18 protein-coding genes and 1 tRNA gene are annotated in these 20,790 nt (G+C 72.6%); 8 read left to right on the top strand and 11 right to left on the bottom strand.

Annotation, left to right across the window (positions count from 1 at the left end; all coding sequences use genetic code 11):
- Nucleotides 1–18 precede the first annotated feature (18 nt).
- Nucleotides 19–94, bottom strand: a tRNA-Gly gene (locus ETU37_RS16365).
- Nucleotides 95–178: 84 nt separating this feature from the next.
- Between ETU37_RS16365 and dcd the strand changes: the two genes are divergently transcribed.
- Nucleotides 179–754, top strand: coding sequence for a dCTP deaminase (gene dcd / locus ETU37_RS16360; protein ID WP_129988406.1), 576 nt, complete (start codon nt 179–181; stop codon nt 752–754).
- An 8-nt stretch (nt 755–762) separates the two neighbouring features.
- On the opposite strand, the gene ETU37_RS16355 is transcribed toward dcd, so the two are convergent.
- From ETU37_RS16355 to ETU37_RS16335, 6 genes are all read right to left on the bottom strand, one after another.
- On the bottom strand, nt 763–1,542 hold the full coding sequence (locus ETU37_RS16355; RefSeq protein WP_129988405.1) for an SGNH/GDSL hydrolase family protein: 780 nt from the start codon (nt 1,540–1,542) through the stop codon (nt 763–765).
- A 38-nt stretch (nt 1,543–1,580) separates the two neighbouring features.
- On the bottom strand, nt 1,581–1,742 hold the full coding sequence (locus ETU37_RS23295; protein ID WP_165372562.1) for a hypothetical protein: 162 nt from the start codon (nt 1,740–1,742) through the stop codon (nt 1,581–1,583).
- A 32-nt stretch (nt 1,743–1,774) separates the two neighbouring features.
- A complete protein-coding gene (locus ETU37_RS16350) occupies nt 1,775–2,620 on the bottom strand; it encodes a DUF4097 family beta strand repeat-containing protein (protein WP_165372561.1) in 846 nt (281 codons plus the stop codon).
- Nucleotides 2,621–2,700: 80 nt separating this feature from the next.
- The gene (locus ETU37_RS16345; protein WP_129988403.1) at nt 2,701–3,279 is read right to left on the bottom strand and encodes a toxin-antitoxin system HicB family antitoxin; all 579 of its coding nucleotides are present in this window, start codon (nt 3,277–3,279) and stop codon (nt 2,701–2,703) included.
- 169 nt (nt 3,280–3,448) lie between these two features.
- The gene (locus ETU37_RS16340; RefSeq protein WP_129988402.1) at nt 3,449–4,555 is read right to left on the bottom strand and encodes a Gfo/Idh/MocA family protein; all 1,107 of its coding nucleotides are present in this window, start codon (nt 4,553–4,555) and stop codon (nt 3,449–3,451) included.
- Complete coding sequence (locus tag ETU37_RS16335; protein WP_165372560.1) at nt 4,552–5,319, bottom strand: phytanoyl-CoA dioxygenase family protein; 768 nt, start codon at nt 5,317–5,319, stop codon at nt 4,552–4,554. The genes ETU37_RS16340 and ETU37_RS16335 overlap by 4 nt, the downstream gene beginning before the upstream one ends.
- A gap of 87 nt (nt 5,320–5,406) precedes the next feature.
- Between ETU37_RS16335 and ETU37_RS16330 the strand changes: the two genes are divergently transcribed.
- Nucleotides 5,407–6,120, top strand: a complete 714-nt coding sequence (locus tag ETU37_RS16330; protein ID WP_165372559.1) for a GntR family transcriptional regulator — start codon at nt 5,407–5,409, stop codon at nt 6,118–6,120.
- A 32-nt stretch (nt 6,121–6,152) separates the two neighbouring features.
- On the top strand, nt 6,153–7,037 hold the full coding sequence (locus tag ETU37_RS16325) for a cupin domain-containing protein (protein WP_165372558.1): 885 nt from the start codon (nt 6,153–6,155) through the stop codon (nt 7,035–7,037).
- Nucleotides 7,038–7,039: 2 nt separating this feature from the next.
- Here the strand turns inward: ETU37_RS16325 and ETU37_RS16320 are convergent, their stop codons facing one another.
- On the bottom strand, nt 7,040–7,846 hold the full coding sequence (locus tag ETU37_RS16320) for an ROK family protein (RefSeq protein WP_129988398.1): 807 nt from the start codon (nt 7,844–7,846) through the stop codon (nt 7,040–7,042).
- A complete protein-coding gene (locus tag ETU37_RS16315; protein ID WP_129988397.1) occupies nt 7,846–10,317 on the bottom strand; it encodes a beta-galactosidase in 2,472 nt (823 codons plus the stop codon). Before ETU37_RS16315 ends, ETU37_RS16320 begins: the two co-directional genes overlap by 1 nt.
- Nucleotides 10,318–10,469: 152 nt before the next feature.
- On the opposite strand from ETU37_RS16315, the gene ETU37_RS16310 reads away from it, so the two are divergent.
- From ETU37_RS16310 to ETU37_RS16290, 5 genes are all read left to right on the top strand, one after another.
- Nucleotides 10,470–11,471, top strand: a complete 1,002-nt coding sequence (locus tag ETU37_RS16310) for a LacI family DNA-binding transcriptional regulator (RefSeq protein ID WP_129988396.1) — start codon at nt 10,470–10,472, stop codon at nt 11,469–11,471.
- Nucleotides 11,472–11,606: 135 nt separating this feature from the next.
- A complete protein-coding gene (locus tag ETU37_RS16305) occupies nt 11,607–13,292 on the top strand; it encodes an ABC transporter substrate-binding protein (protein WP_129988395.1) in 1,686 nt (561 codons plus the stop codon).
- A 3-nt stretch (nt 13,293–13,295) separates the two neighbouring features.
- Nucleotides 13,296–14,291 carry an ABC transporter permease gene (locus ETU37_RS16300; RefSeq protein WP_129988394.1) on the top strand — a complete coding sequence of 332 codons (996 nt, stop codon included), beginning with the start codon at nt 13,296–13,298 and terminating at the stop codon, nt 14,289–14,291.
- Nucleotides 14,288–15,226: an ABC transporter permease gene (locus tag ETU37_RS16295; RefSeq protein ID WP_129988393.1), complete on the top strand. Its 939-nt coding sequence runs from the start codon at nt 14,288–14,290 to the stop codon at nt 15,224–15,226. The genes ETU37_RS16300 and ETU37_RS16295 overlap by 4 nt, the downstream gene beginning before the upstream one ends.
- A gap of 5 nt (nt 15,227–15,231) precedes the next feature.
- Entirely contained in the window at nt 15,232–17,136 is a 1,905-nt protein-coding gene (locus ETU37_RS16290; RefSeq protein ID WP_129988392.1) for an ABC transporter ATP-binding protein, read from the top strand.
- Nucleotides 17,137–17,211: 75 nt separating this feature from the next.
- Here ETU37_RS16290 and ETU37_RS16285 read toward each other — a convergent pair whose 3' ends face one another.
- Nucleotides 17,212–18,948 carry a GH39 family glycosyl hydrolase gene (locus ETU37_RS16285; protein WP_165372557.1) on the bottom strand — a complete coding sequence of 579 codons (1,737 nt, stop codon included), beginning with the start codon at nt 18,946–18,948 and terminating at the stop codon, nt 17,212–17,214.
- On the bottom strand, nt 18,945–20,783 hold the full coding sequence (locus tag ETU37_RS16280; RefSeq protein WP_129988390.1) for a GH39 family glycosyl hydrolase: 1,839 nt from the start codon (nt 20,781–20,783) through the stop codon (nt 18,945–18,947). The genes ETU37_RS16285 and ETU37_RS16280 overlap by 4 nt, the downstream gene beginning before the upstream one ends.
- Nucleotides 20,784–20,790 lie beyond the last annotated feature (7 nt).

The raw sequence follows: 20,790 nt of genomic DNA, 5'->3' as shown, positions 1-20,790 counted from the left end.
ACGGCGCCCCTTCGCGCGTGGAGCGGATGACGAGACTCGAACTCGCGACATCGACCTTGGGAAGGTCGCGCTCTACCAACTGAGCTACATCCGCCTGGCTGCTGACCGGGGTCGGCAGCGCGCAGCGATAGTACCCGAGACACCGGCCGGTTCCGGACGGACCTAGTAGGTTCTCCCTGTGCTGCTCTCAGATCGCGACATCATCGCCGAGATCGACGCCGGACGGGTCGCGCTCGAACCGCTCGAACGCGACATGGTGCAGCCGTCGAGCATCGACGTGAGGCTCGACCGATTCTTCCGGGTGTTCGAGAACCACAAGTACCCGCACATCGACCCGGCCGCCGACCAGCCCGACCTGACCCGGATGGTCGAGCCGGAGGGCGAGGAGCCGTTCATCCTCCACCCGGGCGAGTTCGTGCTGGGCTCGACGTACGAGGTCGTCACGCTGCCGGACGACGTCGCCGCGCGGCTGGAGGGCAAGTCGTCGCTGGGGCGGCTCGGCCTGCTGACGCACTCGACAGCCGGGTTCATCGACCCCGGTTTCTCGGGGCACGTCACGCTGGAGCTGAGCAACGTCGCGACGCTGCCGATCAAGCTGTGGCCGGGCATGAAGATCGGCCAGCTCTGCTTCTTCCGGCTGTCGTCGCCGTCGGAGAACCCCTACGGCTCGGCGAAGTACGGCTCGCGCTACCAGGGCCAGCGCGGCCCGACCCCGTCACGGTCGTACCTCAACTTCCACCGCACGGAGATCTGACCGACGGGTCAGCCGAGCGGCGCGAGGGTGTCGGGGCGGACGTACGTCGGGTACTTCGGCTGGAGCCCGTCGCCGGAGCTCGCGCCACGCAGCCGGCGGTTGACCCACGGCCCCATGTGCGTGCGCGCCCAGGCGAGGTCGGCCTCGCGCTGCTGGCGGCGGTCCATCACGGGGAGCGGCTCCAGCACGACCGGCGGGAGGTCGTGGGGGAGGCCGAGCGTGTCGAGGACCAGCCCGGCCATGTGGGCGTGGCCGGCGGCGGACATGTGCATGCGGTCGACGTCCCAGAGCCGGTAGTCGCGGTACTCGCGCCGGCGCCAGTAGTCGACGAGCACGAGGTCGTGGGCGTCGACGAGCTCGCGGACGATCTCGTTGTAGACGCCGACCCGGCCGCGCAGGTGGCGGAAGACCGGGGCGAAGCCCGTGTCGAAACCGGTGAACACCACGACCGTCGCACCGGTCGCCTTGAGCTTGCCGAGCATGTCGTCGTAGCGGCCGAGGATCCGGTCGATGTCGACCTTGGGCCGGAGCAGGTCGTTGGCGCCGGCGTAGATGGTGACCAAGTCGGGGGAGAGCTCGAGTGAGGGGGCGAGCTGCTCGTCGACGATCGCGTCGAGCTTGCGGCCGCGGATCGCGAGGTTCGCGTAGCCGAGGTCGGCGGTGCGGACGGCCAGGGCCTCCGCCAGCCGGTCGGCCCAGCCGCGTACGCCGTTCGGCCGGTCGGCGTCGTGGTCGCCGACGCCCTCGGTGAAGGAGTCACCGAGGGCGACGTAGCGGTGGAAGCTCACCCGGTCAAGGGTAGGAGGGCCGGCCAGGGCGGCGTCGGTCAGGTGTCGAGCTTGTCGGCCAGGAGGTGCAGCCGGAGGGCCAGGGCGTGCCGGCCACGCGGGCGGCGGGGGCCGGGGAGGCGCGGCTGGCGGCTGCGGGCGACGCGCTCGCGGATCTGCTGGGCGGCCAGGGTGTCGAGCTGGGTGTGCGTGTCGAGCATGGCGGTGTCCTTCGCTGGTCGTGGGGCAGCGGCTAGCGCTGCTCGAGGTAGATGTCGCCGGAGACGGTCTTGGCGTGCAGCTCGAGGTACGGGTCGCCCTCGGCGGGCTGGCCCGCGCCGGCGAGCGTGGAGCTGACGGAGCCGGTGAGTGTGGTGACGTCGGTCCAGACGGGCAGCCCGCCGACGACGCCGACGCGGATGTCGCCGGAGACGTTCTTGGCGGCGAGCTGGCCGGCGCCCATCACGTCGACGGTGAGGTCGCCGGAAGCGGTGGAGAGGACCACGTCGCCCTCGGGCCGGCGGACGTGCAGGTCGCCCGAGCCGGTCTTGGCCTGGACGTCGCCCGACGCGTGGTCGATGTCGACGTCGCCGGAGCCGGTGGAGATGGTGGCGCTGCCGCCGAGCTCGCGGACGGTGACGTCGCCCGAGCCGGCCTTGACCCGCAGGTCGCCGGCGACGAGGCCGAGCTGGATGTCGCCCGAGCCGGTCTCGATGCGGCTGTCGCCGTTGGCGGCCTCGAGGTCGACGTCACCCGAGCCCGCCTTGAGGGAGACTCCGCCGAGGACGCCGGTGGCGACCAGGTCGGCCGAGCCGAGCTGGGTGGCGAGGTCGGAGTCGTGCGGGCAGGTGATCCGGACGTCGAGGTCGCCGCTGCGGCCGAAGAACGAGTTGCGCTGCGGGGCGATCACGACGATCCGGTCGCCGCGCTGCTCGACGGTGACATCGTCGGCGTGCTCGCCGAGCACCTCGACGTGCACGCCGCTCTCCTGGTCGGCGCGGACCGCGACGTCGCCGCTGCCGATCTCGACGAAGAGGGAGGTCGGGCCGGGGGTCTCGAAGGTGTGCTGCACGGTGGGCTCCTTGGTCACGAGGGTCACGAGGGTGTGCTCGTCCGTCCGGCCGGCCCGGCGGGCCGTCGGTGGTGAGCGGGAGGAAGGGGTGGTGGGCGGTGGGCGGGTCAGACCCAGCCGGTCATCTTCTTGCCGCCGCGGCGTCCGGGGAACGCCGCGCTCATCGCCTGGTCGACGGTGTGCTGGATGCTGGACAGGTCGACGTCGACGTTGATCGCGCGGTCGCGGGTGGCGGTGCGCACGGCGTTGACGATCCAGCTGTTGAGCGAGTGCCCGCTCTTGGCGGCGAGCTCCTCGGCCTTGTACTTCAGCGACTCGGGGATCCGGAGGGTGATCCGGGCGGTGCTGTCGTCCTCCTCGACGTCCACACCGTCACCGGCATCGGCGTCCCCGGGGGCGGGCGGCGCCGGGGGAGCCGGCGGGGTGGGAGCGGCGATCGGCATGGTCGGGACGTCGACCACGAACTGCGGCTCGCGTCCCTTGAGCCGCACGTCGACGGTGCCGGCGGGCAGCTCGCTGGTGATCTCGGCGGCGGCCTGGCTGAGCGCGTCCATGAGCGCGAGCCGGACGGCCGGGTCGAGGGCCAGCGCGAGGCGCTCGGCGGCGGCCCGGGCCTCCTCGCCGCCGGCCTCGGCCGCGGCGGCCAGGTCGTGGCGGAGGCTCTCGACGTACGGGGTGATGTCCATGTGCATCAGCGTGACATCACTGTGACGTCATGTCAAGCACTTATGACATCACATCTGACATCACCTGACATCGCGTGGTGTCAGGAGGGCGTCACGCGGGCATGACGAAGCCCCAGGTCCCGAGATCCTGGGGCTTCGTCGTGAGCGGAGCGGCCTGCGAGGGGGAGGGCTACTCCGAGCGTGGGTCGTGCTTCGCCCGGGCGGCGGCGCCACCGTCGGCGGCCGTGGGGGCGTAGACGAGGTCGGGGAAGGTGCTGGTCACCTCGACCACCCGGCCCTCGGCCGCGGACCGCTTGGCGGCGAGCATCACCTCGAGCGCGTGCAGTGCGTGCTCGGGCCGGGTCACCGTCTCGGTGCCGTTCTCGATGCACTCCACGAGGTGCCGCAGCCCGTCGGTCCACGGCCAGTGCGGGTCGGTCTCACCGAACAGCTCCCACGAGCCGCGGTCGTTGGACCACTGCTCGAACCCCTCGGGCGCCCAGTCGTCGCCGAGCAGCTGCAGGGTGCCGGTCGAGCCGTACAGCTCCACGGCGGGCGAGCGGTACTTCTGGATCGTGAAGCCGGTGGCGATGGACGCGAACCGGCCGGCGCCGAAGTCGAGGACGATGTGCGCGTTGTCCTCGGCGTCGACCGAGACGACCTCGCCCTCGGCCTCGCGCTTGGGGATCGCGACGCCCATCATCGCGGTGACCCGCCGTACCGAGCCGAAGAAGCCGCAGAGGCTGGTCAGGTTGTAGACGCCGAGGTCGAACAGCGCGCCACCGCCCTGCTCGTAGAACCACTTCCCCCACCACGGCCCGGACCAGCCGTACCGCGCGCGGCCGAGGTAGAGGTCGCCGATCTCGCCGGTGCGGACCTTCTCGTGCATCCGCCGGTACGTCGGGGACAGCACGACGTGCGGGGCGCACACGAGGTGCCCGGGGGAGGTCGCGGCGAGCCGCTGCAGCTCGACCGCCTCGTCGGCCGACGTGGCCATCGGCTTCTCGACGAGCACGTGCTTGCCGGCCTCCAGCGCCGCCTTCGCGAGCGCACCGTGCTCGTTCATGCTCGTGAGCACCAGCACGATGTCGAGGTCCTCGCGGGCGACCAGCTCGGCCGGGGTCTCGAAGGCGGTGTCCATGCCGAAGCGGTCGACGGCCGCCTGCCGCTTGCCCGCGTCCGGGTCGTAGCCGGCCACGAGCCGGACCCGGCCCTCGTGGGCGAGCTTGGTGATCAGGGACGAGTACGGGCCGGCGAAGACGCTGCCGAGACCGAGGACGCCGATGTTCAACGTCATCGCGGGGATCCTTCCGTGGACGGGTCGGGGGCGGTGGGGCAGGGCGGGGCATCGCTGCGCTGCCACGGGTAGTCCCGCGGCTCGTCGAGGGGTTCCGACGGGCAGGCGAAGGAGAAGATCAGCGCCCGCCGCGGGGCGTCGCTGAGGTTGGGGCCGGTGTAGTGGAGCGTCCGCGCGTCGTGGAAGGTCGCCCCGCCGGCGGGCAGCGGGCACGCGACCGGGTCGGTCACGGCCGAGGGGTCGACGAGCTCGAGACCCTGCGAGGCCGCGTCGATCAGCCGGTGCTCGAGCACGGGGAGGGCGTGGCTGCCGGGCTGGAACTCCATGCAGCCGTTCTCCCGGGTCGCCGGCTGCAGCGGCATCCACACGCTCAGGGCGTGGTGCGCGCGGGCGGGGTCCCAGTAGGCCTCGTCCTGGTGCCAGGGCGTCTCGACGTCGGTGCCGGGTGCCTTGCGGATCGCGTGCATGCCGGTGGGCACCGTCTCCGGGCCGAGCAGCTGCACGGCCATCGCGGTGGCCGTGCGCCAGGCCTCGGTCGCGCGCAGCTCCGGCGCGTAGTGGTCGGGATTGAGGATCTGCGGCAGCCGGTCGCCGGACAGCGCGATCCGGTCGTCCTCGGCGACGGGGGCGTCGGAGAACAGCCAGTCGTAGACCGCCTGCAGCGACTCCACCTCGGCGGCGGACGTCAGCCGCCCCACGGCCAGGAAGCCCTGCTCGGCGTAGTGGGCGACCTCGGTCTCGGTCAGCGGGAAGGTGTCGGGCACGGCGCCAGACGCTACAAGCAGACCAATCATAAGACAACCGGCCGCGGCGGTCCGATCGTCAGGATCTGGTCCGGCTACGATCGGCGCGTGGGTGGACGGCTGACGACGCGGATCCGTGACGACCTCGCCGGCCGGATCGCCCGCGAGGAGCTCCGGCCCGGCCACCAGCTGCCGACCGAGCGCGACCTCAGCGTCGAGTACGGCGTCAGCCGGGTGACCGTGCGGCGGGCGCTCGGCCTGCTCGCCGAGGAGGGCTTGGTCCACGCCGTCCAGGGCCGGGGCACGTTCGTCTCGTCCGGGCACCTCGGCGAGCCGCCCAACTCGCTGCTGAGCTTCCACGACATGGTGGCGGGCGACTCCGTCGAGGTGGGTGCGGAGCCGTTGCGCGTGGATGTCCGGCCGGCGACCCTGCGCGAGGCCGAGACCTTCGGCGTCGCCCCGGGTGCCGCGCTGCTCGAGCTGGAGCGGCTGCGCACCCTCGACGGGCTGCCGGTCGCCGTCGACTCCAACCTGCTGCCACTGGCGCTCGACGAGGACCTGGCCGGCCTCGACTGGTCCCGGGAGTCGCTCTACGCCCGCCTGGCCGCGGTCGGGCGCCCGCCCGTGACCGCCGACTACAGCGTCGAGGCGCGGGCCGCCGACGCCCGCCAGGCCGGGCTGCTCGGCACCGAGCCGGGCGCGCCGCTGCTGGTCGCCGAGTCGGAGGCGTTCGACCCGCGCGGCCGGCTGATCGTGGTCGGCGTGATCGCCTACCGCGGCGACCGCTACCGCTTCCGGAGCCGGCAGGCGGCGGCCGGATAAGACCAATCCGGTCCAATGGTATGGTCCGCGGCATGACGTCCGCACCCGGCTCACGGCGAGCCACCCCCCGCCCGACGTACGACGTCCCGACGGTGGTGCGTCGCGACGAGACCGCCCACCACGTCTGGGGCGATGCGGGGTCCGGCCTGGTCACCGACCGGGTCTACGTCTCGACCGGCACGCTGCACGTGCTGGAGTACGAGCTCGCCCCCGGCGGGGAGTTCCGGCACTCGCCCGGCAACAAGACGGTCTTCGCCGCGGACGTCGCCTACTGCGTGCTCGAGGGCACGCTCGTCATCGCCGACCCGGAGCACGGCGAGGTGCGCGTCGTCGAGGCGGGCGAGCAGGTGCTGTTCCGGCGCGACACCTGGCACCACGGCTTCAACCCGGGCAGCGGTCCGACCCGGGTGCTGGAGTTCTTCGCGCCACCGCCCTCGCGCGGCACGGCGTCGACGTACGCCGTGACCCGGCCGATGCTCGAGGCGGTGCGCTACCGCGACGACCGGTGGGCGCGCCGCTGGCCGGAGGCGCAGGAGGAGCGGGCGGCCGGCGCGCGGCTGCACGTGGTCGGAGTGAGCACGGCGCTGTGGGGCTTCGCCGCCGACTGCCCCGCCCACCTCGTCGGCACCACCGTCGACACCCAGCACCTGACGGTCGGGATCGGCCGGGTCGCGGCCGGGCACGTCGAGGACGCGCGCAAGCTCGAGGACGAGTCGGTGCTCGTCGTCACCGAGGGCGAGCTGTGGGTCGACGCCAAGGACGAGGCGACCGCGGAGTACACCGTCGCCTGCCTGCGGCCCGGCGACGCGGCGTTCCTCCCGCGCGGCACGCAGCTGCGCGTGCTGGTGCGCGGCGCGGAGCCCGCGTCGTACCTCCTCGGCTCGGGCCGACCGGTGCCCGACGACTGGACGCCCTGACCTCACGCCGCCTCCCACGCGACGAGCGCCGCGCCGAGCAGGCCCGCGTCGGCGCCCGCGACGGCGGGCTGCACGGGCGGTGGGCAGGTCCGCGTCAGCAGTCCGGGTACGACGTCGCGGACCCGTGCCGGTAACGGGCCGCCGGACGTGCCGACGCCGCCGCCGAGCACGACGACGTCGGGGTCGAGCACCCGGACCAGGGCGGCGACCGCATGAGCGACGGCCTCGGCGGCACCGGCGTCGTCGCCCCGCACGGCGATCCCGCGTCCCGAGGCGTACGTCTCCAGGTTGCCCGGCCAGGACGGGTCGACAGCCGCCGCGACGGGCCACTCGCCGAGCGCGATCGCCTCGCCGCGCCGGCCGGTCAGGCAACGGCCGTCGACCACGAGCGTGCTCGACAGGCCGGTGCCCCAGGAGAGGTAGAGCAGGGAGCCGGCGTCGCCACGGACGCGCGCCTCGGCCAGCGCGGCGCACCGGACGTCGGACTCCACCGCCACCGGGACTCCGAGCCCGGCGAGCACCTCGCCGGGCTGGCGCGTCCAGGCGAACACCTCGGCGCTGGTCAGGGCGCCGTCACGGACGTACTCCGGCATGCCCGCGCCGACCGTGACCACCCGGAAGCCGGCCGCCTCGGCGCGGTGGCGGACCCGGTCGGCGAGCGCCGCCAGCGTCCGCAGGTCCGGGTCGCAGCCTCGGTGGTCGCGCGGCGTGGGTACCTGCTCGCGCAGCACGGCGGTGCCGTCGCGGGTGACCAGGCCGGCGAGCAGCTTGGTCCCTCCCGCGTCGAGCGCCAGGGCGACGTCGGTCATCAGCGCAGCCGCACGCGCACCGTGCCGCTCGCCGTACCGCCGGGCCAGGTGAGCAGCCAGCCGGAGCCCGTCCGGGTCACCACCACGTCGTCGTCGGCGTCGACCTCGCGGTCGGTCTCGACGAGCGCGGACGCGGGTCGGTCGAGCCGTCGGAGCAGCATGGTGGAGCCGTCGCCGGCGCCGTCGAGCTCGGTGGTGGCCCAGCGGAGCACCCCGCCGTCCAGCCGTACGTCGACCGGCAGCATGAGCCCGGCGCGGGCCGGGAGGTGCACCGTCGCCCCGTCGGCGTAGGACGCGCCGTCGATCGTGACGCCGAAGTCCTGCGCCGTCGGCGCGACGTTGAGCAGGTGCAGCAGCCGCTGGCCGCGGGCGTCCGTCGTCGTGCCGGCCACCAGGCCCGGCGTGCTGCCGGGGGTGACCAGCCGCCGCTCGACGCCGAGCCGGACGAGGAGAGCGCGCCAGACGTCGAGGTGGCAGGGGTAGTCGCAGCTGACGACCACCGCACGGCCGCCACCGGGGGCGGCGACCTCGGCCACGACGGTCGAACCGTCCATCACGTCGGTGGCCATCGGCGTCACCTCCGTGGAGCCGGAGGCGTCGAGGTGCTGCAGCACGCCGACCCGGACCTCGGGCTGCCCGGGGATCAGCACGGACGGGAAGAGGTGCGGACCGCCGTCGACCCGCCGCCCCGCCTCCAGGCCCAGGGCGTCGGCCAGCACCGTGCACGCGGTGCCGTCGTCGTCGAGCACCGGCAGCACGCCGTGCAGCAGCAGGCGCCCCCCGGCCCGGACGAAGCCGGCCAGCCGCTCCTGGACCGCCCGGCCGAGCACCGGCGGGCTGGCCAGCGCGACGACCGGGCCGCGCGGGTCGAGGTCGGCGGCGGACAGGTCGGCGGAGGTGAACGAGTAGCCGCCGAGCACCAGGGCGCGGGCCAGGATGTCGCGGGTGCCCATGCCGCGGAAACGCTCGAGCTCGACGACGACGTGGCGGCGTCGCGGCGAGGCGGGGTGGGCGTACTCGGTCAGGTAGTGGTCCGGCACGTACGCGAGCAGCACGTCGTCGTGCTCGGGGTCCATGTCGGCGAGCAGGTGCTCGGCGCCGTGCACCGCGCGGACGGCACTGGTGACGGTGTCGTAGGTGGCGTTGAGCCCGCCCTCGGGGTCGACGGGTGCGGCGAACCCGTGCCGCTCGCCGGTGAACGCGATCCGGTCGTTGCCGTCGCCGACCTTGCTGTCGAGCGGTGGGTTGTGCCCGCCGGCGAACAGGTAGTAGCTGATCAGCCGGTTGCCCTGCGCCACGCACAGCCGGGTCTTGAGCTCCGTCGTCTCCGGACTGACCAGCCGGCTGAGGTCCTCGCCGTAGTCGCCCGTCCCGGCCTCGAACTCCAGCGAGGTGAGCGGCTGGTCGGCGTCGTGCACCGACCCCATGAACGTGTTGACCGTGTAGAGGTCCGGGACGTTCTCGACGGTCAGCTCGCCGAGGTAGTGGTCGGACCCGGACGTCATCTGCGGGACGCCGGCGTACGCCCGGGACAGCTGGCTGATCCCGATCGGGAAGGTGCGGCCGCGGCCCTCCCCGGTGCCGTGCAGGTTGATCACGTACGGCACGTCCTCGACGCCGTTCGCGCGGGCTACGTGGTGCAGCCGTCGCAGGTACGTCGCGTAGCGGTCGCGGTGGAAGTCGCCGATCTCGTGGTGCACGGCGAGCTGCTGCTCCTCGGTGCCGCCGGTGCCTCCGGCGCGGAACCAGGCGACCCACGCGTCGAGGTCCTTGGGGTCGGCGCCGAACCGCGTGACCGCGGCGTCGCGGCCGACCGTCTGCTCGACCCGCTCGGCCAGGCCGGTCAGGAAGCCGTCGCTGAGCTCGGGGGTGTTGGTGACCCACGACAGCATGCCGACCTCGTTGTCGAGCTGCACGGCGACGACCGGCCCGCCGCGGCTCACCTGTCGCTCGGCCAGGACGGGCATGATCGCGGCGTACCAGCGCTCGGCGTCGGCGAGGTAGCCCGGTTCCAGGTAGTCGAGGGTGCGCGACGGCGCGGGCACGCCGTCCCACCCCAGCGGTACGGCGTCGGGGTGCTCGTCGTAGACCCGGAACGGGATGCCCTCGTTCTTCAGCTCGGCCATCACGAACGGGCCGGGCCGTGCGATGACGAGCAGGCCGCGCTCGGCGGCGAGGTCCAGGAAGCCGACGAGGTCGCGGTAGGGGCTGGTCTCGCCGGTGAGGTCGATCCGGCCATCGGCGGTCTCGTGCACGAGCCACGGCATGTAGACGGCCGCCGCGTCGCAGCCGCTCGCGACCAGCTTGTCGAGGCGGTCCGCCCAGTCCTCGCGGTGCAGCCGGAAGTAGTGCACCTCGCCCGCCATCAGGATGCGCGGGCGGCCGTCGACGAGGATCCGGCGGCGCTCGAGGCGCACGCTGCGGGTGGTCTGGACGGCTGGGATGGAACGGTCGGGAGAAGCAGAGCTCACGCGTGGTCCTGGGGTCCGAGATCAGAGGGGCGGGGTCGCCGGGACCACCAGGTGCAGCCCGGAAACAGCCGGGAAACAGGGTCTTGCCACGTCGCTGCGTCTCTGGTTATGGTCCGGAAACCGGTTTCTAGAACGTAACGGGAGTCACGCGAATGAGCAACGGCAAGATCACCGTGCGGCGGGTCGCCGAGCTCGCCGGGGTGTCTCCTGCCACCGTCTCGCGGGTCTCCCGGGGCTCGACGCACGTCGACCCGGTGCTCCGCGAGCGGGTGCTCCGGGTGATCGAGGAGCACGGCTACAAGCCGAGCCACTTCGGTCGCGCACTCGCCGAGCGACGCCACGGCGCGCTGGGCCTGGTGTTTCCCGGTCTGTCCGGCCCCTACTTCGCCGAGCTCATCCAGGGCTTCGAGGTGCAGGCGCTGGAGACCGGCGACAGCGTGCTCGTGCTGGCGTCGCACTCGCGCGACGACACCGACGCGACCGTGATCGACCTGGCCGGCCGCGTCGACGGCATGGCCATCCACGGCGGCACGGTCTCCGACGCCGCGCTCGAGAAGCTCTGCGGGATGGTGCGCGTGGTCGTCATGGCCGGCGACACCGGACCCGCGCACGCCTCGGTGCGCGTCGACAACAGCAGCATGCGTGGTCTGACCCGGCACCTGCTGGTCGACCACGGCTACCGCCGGTTGGCGTTCGTCGGCAACCCCGACGGCTCGACCGACGTCACCGTCCGCTGGGAGGCGTTTCTCGCCGCGCACAAGACCGCGCGGCGGAAGCCGCCGAAGGAGCCCGTGCGCGTGGGACTCCAGCAGTCCGACGGCGTGATCGCCGCGAAGCAGCTCCTCGACGGCGACGAGCCGCCCGAGGCCGTGGTCTGTGCCAACGACGAGACCGCCCTCGGCGTGATGATCGGGGCGATGGGACGGGGCCTCAAGGTCCCCGACGACATCGCCATCACCGGGTTCGACGACATGCCGATGGCCTCGCTCGTGAACCCCGACCTGACCACGGTGCGGCAGCCCGTCCGTGAGCTGGCGACGACCACCGCACGTCTGCTGGCCGACCGGTCGCCCGACCCCGCAGGCGCCGTCCTGCTGCCCACCGAGATCGTGCTGCGCGGTTCGTGCGGCTGCCGGGACGGCGGTGGTGGCTGACCTGCACCTGGCTCCCTCACAGGTTTCTCGGGGCCCCACCTCACCGTCGAGGTGACCAGAGCCCAGCCTGCGCGTCACCCCCCTGTTCGCCCACCGACGCCGTCCCCCGCGTCGGTCACCTTGGAGGTCATTCCCATGACACCCCGACGGTTCCGTGCTGCCCTCGTGGCGGTCGCGACCACAGCAAGCCTCACCCTCGCCGGCTGCACCGGCACCGAGAGCACCAGCGCCGCTCCCACCGAGGACGGCCTGATCCCCGTCCTGAACTACGGCGACTTCGGCGGCGGCGAGATGCCGAAGGAGAACTACAACCCGTTCCTCCTCGCCACCAAGCTCAGCGCCACCGAGTACCTCTACGAGCGGCTGATGATCGTCGAGACCTACTCCTGCCAGGAGATCCCGTGGCTGGCCACCGGCTACGACTGGACCGACGACAAGACCCTCGTCTTCGACATCCGCGACGGCGTGAAGTGGAACGACGGTGAGGACTTCACCAACGAGGACGTCGCCTACACGTTCAACCTGATCAAGGAGAACGACGTCCTCGACACTGCCGGCGTCTGGCAGTACCTCGACGCCGTCGAGGCGACCGGCGACAGCCAGGTCACGTTCACGTTCAAGGAGCCCGGCGGTTCGGCGTTCCAGATGATCAACGGCGTCCCGATCGTGCCGGAGCACGTCTGGTCGCAGGTCGACGACCCGACGACGTTCACGAACGCGAAGGACCCCGTCGGCACCGGCCCGATGACGATCAAGTCGTTCAACCCGCGCGAGCTGACGATCGAGCGCAACCCCGACTACTGGCAGGCCGACGACCTGAAGGTCAAGGAGATCAAGTTCCACAAGGTCGACTCCGGCGGCCAGGTCGAGCAGCTCAAGCTCAGCCGCGGCGAGTACGACACCCAGGGCATGTACGTCCCCGACATCGAGAAGACGTACGTCGAGCGCGACCCCGAGCACAACCACTACTGGTACGCGCCCGGTGGCGTCATCTCCGTGTACATGAACCTGACCGAGAAGCCGTTCGACGACGTCGAGTTCCGGCGTGCGCTGACGACCGCCTTCAACTACGACGAGGTCGTCGAGAAGGCCCAGCTCGGCTACGTCGAGCAGGCCAGCCAGACCGGCCTGGTCATCCCCGGCCAGGAGGACTGGCTGCCGGAGGGTCTCGAGAACGAGGGCAAGATGCCGTACGACGCCGAGGCGGCCGACCAGGCGCTGACCGACGCGGGCTACAAGACGGACGCCGACGGCAACCGTCTCGACAAGGACGGCAACCCGATCTCGTTCAGCTTCAAGGTCCCGGGCGAGTACCTCGACTGGGTCGCCGCGTCGGACATCCTGATCGAGAACCTGCAGGACCTCGGCTTCGAGGTGGACCAGGAGACGCCGCAGCCGGCCACGCACGACGAGGACCGCAAGACCGGCAACTACGACATGATCTTCGGCGTCTACGGCGGCACCTGCGACATGTACCGCAACTTCGCGGACCCGCTCGACAGCTCCCGCACGGCACCGGTCGGCAAGCCGGCGCTCTCCAACGAGACGCGGTGGCAGGACCCGGAGACCGACGCCCTCCTCGCCGACCTCAAGGTCGCGACCGACGAGTCGGAGCAGCAGGAGGCCGTCGCCGGGCTGGCCGAGATCATGATGGACGAGGTGCCGAACATCCCGATCTGGTACGGCGCCAAGTGGTTCCAGTACAGCACCAAGAACGCCGTGGGCTGGCCCAACGAGGACGACCCGTACGCCGGCAGCAACGACTTCCTGCCGATGCTGATGCACCTGCGTCCGGCTGAGGACTCCGGGGACGAGGGCTGACCCATGGGCTACTTCCTCCGGCGTACCGGCTTCTTCGTCGCCACCCTCTGGGCCGCGGTCACCCTCAACTTCCTGATCCCGCGGCTGCAGCCCGGCGACCCCGCCGAGGCCATCGTCAGCCGCTTGACCGGGAAGTCCGAGGCCGTCGACCCGCGCCAGGTGGAGGCGATCCGGAGACTGCTCGGTACGCCGGACGGAAGTCTGCTCACGCAGTACTGGGACTACCTCGGCGAGCTTGTCCACGGGAACTTCGGGCTGTCCTACACCTACTTCCCCTACACCGTCACCGAGGTGATCGGGGACGCCGCGCTCTGGACGGTGGTCCTGGTCGGCGTCACCCAGATCCTGTCGTTCGTGATCGGCACGCTGCTCGGCGCGTGGGCGGCGTACCGCCGCAACTCCCGCGTCGACTCGGTCATCACGCTCGGCTCGACGTTCGTCGGCACGCTGCCGTTCTTCTGGATCGCGCTGCTCCTGATCTACGTCTTCGCGATCACGCTGCAGTGGTTCCCCGACGGCGGCGGCTACGGCGGTGGCAGCACGCCCGGCTGGAGCTGGCTGTTCTTCTCCGACGCCTTCCAGCACAGCGTGCTGCCGGCACTGTCGCTGCTGATCACCGGCCCGATCGGCTGGATCATCGGGATGCGCAACAACATGGTGCAGGAGCTCGGCCAGGACTACGCGCGGCTGGCCCGCGCCAAGGGCCTGCCGCAGCGCCGGATCGCGCTCACCTACGGCGCGCGGATCGCGATCCTGCCGAACGTCACCGGCTTCGCGATCGCGCTCGGCAGCATCCTCGGCGGCACGGTGCTCGTCGAGACGATCTTCAACTACCCCGGCCTCGGGCGTCTCCTGCTCGAGTCGGTGTCCAACAAGGACTTCCCCCTGATGCAGGCACTGTTCCTCTTCACGACCATCGGTGTGCTCGTCGCGAACTTCGTCGCCGACCTGCTGTACGGCGTGCTCGACCCGCGCGTCCGCCGGACGGAGGCGGCATGAGCAGCACCAGCAACGTCCCCGCCGCCGCCACCACCGGCGCCGGGGACACCGAGCTCGCCGGTGTCGCCGCGGTCGAGGCGGGCCGCAGTGGCCGGGTCCCCGGCTGGTTCGTGATCCTGTGGCGCAACGGCAAGTGCCGCCTCGGGCTGGTCATGCTGGCCGGCTTCGTGGTGGTCGCCGTCGCCGCGCCCCTCGTCACGCCGTACGGCCCGCGCGTCGACGACTTCGGTCTCTCCGAAGGCCCGTCGGCTGCGCACTGGCTCGGCACCACCGCCCGCGGCCAGGACGTCTTCTCCCAGCTCGTGTACGGCGCCCGGACGTCGCTGATCGTCGGCATCGTGGCCGGCGTGCTGTCGACAGTGATCGCGCTCGTCATCGGCCTCACCGCCGGCTACCTGCAAGGCGTGGTCGACGAGGTGCTGTCGTTCCTGATCAACCTCGGCCTCGTCGTACCGGTCCTGCCGCTGATGATCACGCTGAGCGCCTACGCGCCGGTGAAGGGTCTGGGGCTCGTCATCATCGTGATCGCGGTGACCGGCTGGGCGTTCGGCGCCCGGATCAAGCGCGCCCAGATCATCACGCTGCGCACCCGCGACTACGTGACCGCGGCCAAGTTCTCCGGCGACGGCACGATGCGGATCATCTTCTACGAGATCGCGCCCAACATGACCTCGCTCATCGTCGTCGGCTTCATGGGCTCGGCCCTCGGCGCGATCGGCGCGGAGGCGGGCCTGTCGTTCCTCGGTCTCGGCGACCCGCAGACGATCAGCTGGGGCACGATGCTCAACCAGGCCAGCGCCGGCGGCGCCCTGCTCACCGGGCAGTGGGCGTGGCTGGTCGCGCCGGGCGTGGTGCTGGCCGGCCTGATCACGTCGTTCACCCTGATCAACTTCGGCGTCGACGCGCTGAGCAACCCGCACCTCCGGGAGGACTGAGCGCCATGGCTCTGCTCGAGGTCACCGACCTGTCCGTCACCTACTCCCCGCGCGACTCCGCCCAGGTCCGTGCCGTCGACGGCGTCACCTTCTCGGTCGAGGAAGGCGAGTTCGTCGGCCTGCTCGGCGAGTCCGGCTGCGGCAAGTCGACGCTCGGCAACGCCGTACTGCGGCTGCTGGAGAAGCCGGCGGCGATCAGCGGCGGCCGGATCGTCTTCGACGGCCGCGACATCACCGAGGCGAGCGAGGACGAGCTGCGCCCGCTGCGCTGGGTCGACCTGTCCACCGTCTTCCAGTCGAGCATGAACTCCCTCAACCCGGTCATCACCGTGCGCGAGCAGTTCGCCGACTGCTTCGCCGCGCACGAGGAGGCGGCCGGCCGCGGCCTCGACGTCGACGAGCGCGCCGGCGAGCTGCTGGAGATGGTGTCGCTGCCGCGCGACGTGCTCCGGCGCTACCCGCACGAGCTCTCCGGCGGCATGAAGCAGCGGGTCGCCCTCGCCCTCGCCCTCGCGCTGCGTCCGAAGTTCGTGCTCCTCGACGAGCCGACGACCGGTCTCGACGTGGTCGTGCAGCGCGAGATCCTCGACCGGCTGGCCGAGCTGCGCGAGGAGCTCGGCTTCGCGGTGCTGTTCATCAGCCACGACCTCGGGACCGTCGTCGAGATGGCCGACCGCGTGCTGGTGATGTACGGCGGGGAGCTGGTCGAGGACCAGCCGGCTGACGCGATCGTGCACGACCACCTGCACCCGTACACCGCCGGCCTGATGGGCTCCTACGCCGACCCGCGCGACGAGCACGTCGAGGTGGCGTTCATCCCCGGCCGGCCGCCGGACCTGTCGCGCAGCCATGAGGGCTGCCTCTTCGCGCCGCGCTGCCCGGTCGCCGTCGACGCCTGCGAGAGCGAGCACCCCGAGCTGCTGCCCGCGGGCCGCGGCGAGGCGCGCTGCCTGCTCGTCGAGTGGGCGGTCGCCGACGGCGTACCCGCGCGCAAGGCCGCCCCGGTCGACCAGCTCGACGCCGTCTTCGCCGCCGACGCCAGCCCGCGCGGGGCGGCCGACGGCGAGCCGGTGCTGGTCGTCGACGGGGCCGGCAAGACGTACAAGGTGCGCCGCGGCGGGAAGAGCACGAGCGTCCGCGCCGTGCACGACGTGTCGTTCGCGCTGCGACCGGGCCGGGTCACCGCGCTCGTCGGGCAGAGCGGGTCCGGCAAGACCACGATCGCCCGGATGATCACCGGGGTCGAGCGTCCCAGTGATGGCACGGTCAGGTTCGGGAGCACCGACGTCGGCTCGCTGGGCCGCCGCGCGCTGCGGGGCTACCGCCGGCACGTGCAGCTGGTGTTCCAGGACCCGTTCTCCGCGCTGAACCCGACCCGCACCGTCGCCTACGCGATCTCGCGGCCGCTGCGCAACCACCTCGGCCTGGGCAAGCAGGACGCGCGGGCGCGCGCCGGCGAGCTGCTCGAGACGGTCGGGCTGAGCCCGGCCGCGCAGTACCTCGACAAGCTGCCGCACCAGCTCTCCGGTGGTCAGCGGCAGCGCGTCGTGATCGCCCGCGCGCTGGCGAGCGAGCCCGAGGTGCTCGTCGCCGACGAGCCGATCTCGATGCTCGACGTGTCGATCCGCGCCGAGATCGTCGCGCTGCTCGACCGGCTCGTGCGCGAGCGCGGCATCGCGATGCTCTACATCACCCACGACCTGCTCAGTGCCCGGCTGCTCGCCGACGAGGTCATGGTGCTGAACCAGGGCGAGATGGTCGAGCACGGGCCGACGATGGAGGTCATCCGCGAGGCCCGCGACCCCTACACGCGCAAGCTCCTCGCCGCGATCCCGCACCCGGGAGCGCCGCGGCCCGGCGGTGCCCAGACCGCGGGGCCGGCCGAGGTCGCAACGCCGGCGCTCCCATGAGGAGATCGACAGGCCGACGAGAAACGGGTCACGAGCGACACGACACGCGGGCCGCGGCTTGTCGTTCGTGACCCGTTACTGAGATGCGGGGGTCAGCTCCACCAGGCTGAGCGCGCTGGTCGGCAGGTCCAGCATCAGCGTGGCGGTCCCGTCGGCGCCCACGTCTACCGGACCGGCCGGCAGGTCGGCGAGCACGTCGAGGCCGCGGAGCGTGTGCCACTGGTCCTCGTCGGGCCAGCCGGCGACGCCGAGGTCCGCGGCATGCTTCGCGAGGTGGGAGTGGTCGGCGTCGACCCGCCGGTGCCGTACGGCGTACCGCCCCGACGCGAGGCCGGCGACGTCGAGCCGGACCGTGCGGCGCAGGTCGTCGCGCGGCTCGGCCCAGTCGTGCTGCTGGAGGCTGCCGTTCCACACCGTGACCGCGACTCGGTCGGGGTCGACGCCGGCCCAGGCCTGGACGAGTGACTCGGCGCCGTCGCCGGAGACCGAGGTGCCGACCTCCTCGTCGCCGAGCAGCTCCAGGGCGCGCAGCGCCCAGAACCGTGGCTTGGCGAGGTTGCCGACGCTGAGCAGGCCGAAGCCGCCGTGCACCAGCCGTGGCGGGCGGCCGAGCTCCTCGAAGTGGTCGCTGGACACCCAGCACGCCACGGCGGCGTCGGCGCGAGCGGCGGCGAGCATGCCGCGGGCGGTGAAGGACGCGACCCAGGGGTGGTCGTTGACCGGGTGGAAGTGCGTCGGCGTCGGGCCCCACTCGGTCCACCACACGGCGACGTCCTCGCGGCCGTGCCGGGCGAGCACCGGCCGGAGGTCGAGCGGCGGGATGCCGTAGGCGTGCGGGGTGAGGATGTCGAGGCCGCCGGCGTGCTTCAGGAACGCGTCGAGCCAGCCGACCGCGGCGGTCGCGGGTCCGGCCACCGGGAGGGTCGGGTGCGCGCGCCGGATGGCGGCGACGCTGGCGTCGTAGAGGTCGAGGTAGTCCTGCTGGTCGCCGGTCCAGAAGCAGCCGAGGTTGGGCTCGTTCCAGACCTCGAGCGCCCAGCCGCGGGCGAGCTCGTCGTCGCCGTACCGCTCGCGCAGGTGGCGGACGAACGCCTCGACCAGGTCCGCCCAGGCGGACAGGTCGCGGGGCGGGTCGGCGAGCCCGGCCGGGGTGATCTCGTGCCACGGCTCGTCAGGGGCGAGGGCCCGCGGGGTCCAGCCGAGCTCCAGCACCGGTCGTACGCCGGTGCCGAGCGCGGTGTCGAGGACCGCGTCGAGCCGGGAGAAGTCATGCAGGGGAGCGCCGTCGACACCGGTGGTGACGACGCCCAGGTCGTCGCCGAGCGTGCCGTGCGCACGGACCCGCTCGACGCCGAGCTCGGCGTGCACGCGGGCCAGCGCCGCGACCGACTCGGCACCGATCGGCCGGCCGCCGCACTCGTCGGTGGAGAGCAGGTGGCTGAGGTGCTCGCTCCCGATGCAGGTGCGCCACGGGCGGGGCAGCCGTCCGCGGCGGTCGGCGACGTCGACGCGGACCGCGACCTCCGGGACGGCGTCGGCCGGGAGCGGCTCCGCGTGCACCGGGCTCCCGGGCGTGCCCGGAGCGTCCTCGACGCTGCGCACGGGGGCCACGGCGTACCAGCCGCCGGCCTCCCGCCGGGTGTCGGCGTACGGCGCGCACGGGACGACGAGCAGGTCGCCGCCGCCGTGGTCGAGCGGCGCCAGCGAGTCGGGACCGGCGCCGTGGTGCACGACGTACCCGACCGCGTCGGCGACGGCCGGCCAGGTCAGCGTGACCTGGCCGACCCCCGCCTCGGCGCGCAGCGAGCTCACGCCGGGGCGGCGATGCGGACCAGCACGGCGGACGGCTGGGCCAGGGCGACCTCGAGGACGTTCCCGTCGAGCGTCGCCGGCTCGGCGGTGAGCGAGTCCGCGGCCTTCAGCTGCTCCCACTGCTCGTCGGTCGGCCAGTCGCCGACGCCGAGCCCCGCGGCCAGCGTGGTGACGTCACCGTGGTCGGCGTCGAGCCGGGTGGCCGTGACGTCGGCGCCGGACGCCACACCGTCGAGCTCGAGCCGGACCGTGCGCGCGAGCGCGGGGTCGCCCTCGGCCTTGCCCTGGTCGAGGGTGTGGTTCCAGAGCAGCAGGGTGAGGCTGCCGTCGTCGTGCCGCGAGGCCCAGGTCTGCACGAGGCCGTCGGCGCCGTCGCCGTCCGCGCTCACCGGCAGCTCGGTCTCGCCGAGGTGGGCGAGCAGGTGCAGCGCGTGGTAGCGCGACTTGGCGATGCCACCGACCGTGATCAGCCCGAAGCCGCCGTGCAGGAAGCGCGGCGGGCGGCCGAGCTCCTCGAAGTGGTCGCTGGCCACCCAGTAGGACAGCGCGTCGAGCCGCCCCGCCGACGACTTCATGCCGTGCAGCAGGAACGTCGCCGACGACACGGTGTCGTTCACCGGGTTGAAGTGGGTCGGCGTGACGCCCCACTCGGTCCAGACGATGCGGGCGTCGCTGCCGTACCGCTCCAGCGTCGGGCGTACGTCGAGCGGCGCGTTGCCGTAGGTGTGCGTCGTGACGAAGTCGACCGGCGAGCCGGACCGGCTGGTGTGCTCCAGCAGCTCGTCGACCCAGCCGGCCGCCGCGGACGACGGGCCACCGACGGCGAGACGTTCGTCGACGGACTTCACGGCGGCGGCGGTGACGTCGTACAGCTTCATCCACTCGGGTCGGGTGGAGGACCAGAAGACGGTGAGGTTCGCTTCGTTCCAGACCTCGAAGTCCCAGCCCAGCACCTCGTCCTCGCCGTAGCGGTCGATCAGGTGCCGCACCAGCGCGCTGACCAGGTCCGCCCAGCGGTCGTAGTCCTTGGGCGGCGAGATGATCCCGCCGTACTCGAAGACCTTCTTGTCGGGGTCGCTGGCCAGGTCGCGCGGCATGAAGCCGAGCTCGACGCACGGCCGCAGCCCGATGTCGAGGATCGTGTCGTAGACCCGGTCGACCAGCGTGAAGTCGTGCACCGGCTCGCCGTCGACCTCGCGGTACACGCCGAGGTCGTCGTGCAGGATCGAGTGCGCGCGCACGGTCGCGACGCCGACCTCGTCGTGCACGCGGGCGAGCGCCGCGCGCAGCTCGGTGCCGATCACCCGGCCGCCGGAGAGGTCCTCGCAGAGCAGCTGGCTCAGCCGCTCGCTGCCGATCATCGGCTGCCACGGCCGCGGGAGCGGGGTGCCCTCCGCGGTGGTGTCGACGGCGACGCGCACCTCGGGCACCGAGCCGTCGCCGGGGAGCGCGGTGGCGGTGACCGGGTCGCCGAGGACGCCGCACTCGTTGACGGTGGGTACCGACGCGACGGCGTAGTCGTACGCCGTGCCGGGCTCGCCCGTCGTGTCGACGTACCAGGTGTCCGGCACCGACAGCACGTCCCCGCCCCGGTGGTCGACGGGGACGAAGGCGTCGCGCGGGGAGCCGGCGGGGGCGCGGTGGACGAGGTAGCCGACGGCGCCCGGCACGGCGGCCCAGCGCAGGGTCACGTGACCCTGGCCGGGGGTGGCGGACAGGGCGTCCGGCGGCGGCAGGTCGGGGACGGCCGTGGCATCGCGCTGGTCGGAGCGGGTCGAGATCCGCTGCTCCCAGTCGTCGCGGGCCGAGATCTCGCGGTCGGTGCCGGTGGTCATGGGGGAG

The sequence above is a fragment of the Nocardioides iriomotensis genome, assembly GCF_004168035.1.
GTDB lineage: Bacteria > Actinomycetota > Actinomycetes > Propionibacteriales > Nocardioidaceae > Nocardioides_B > Nocardioides_B iriomotensis.
This window is presented reverse-complemented; position numbering and strand designations above follow the sequence as displayed.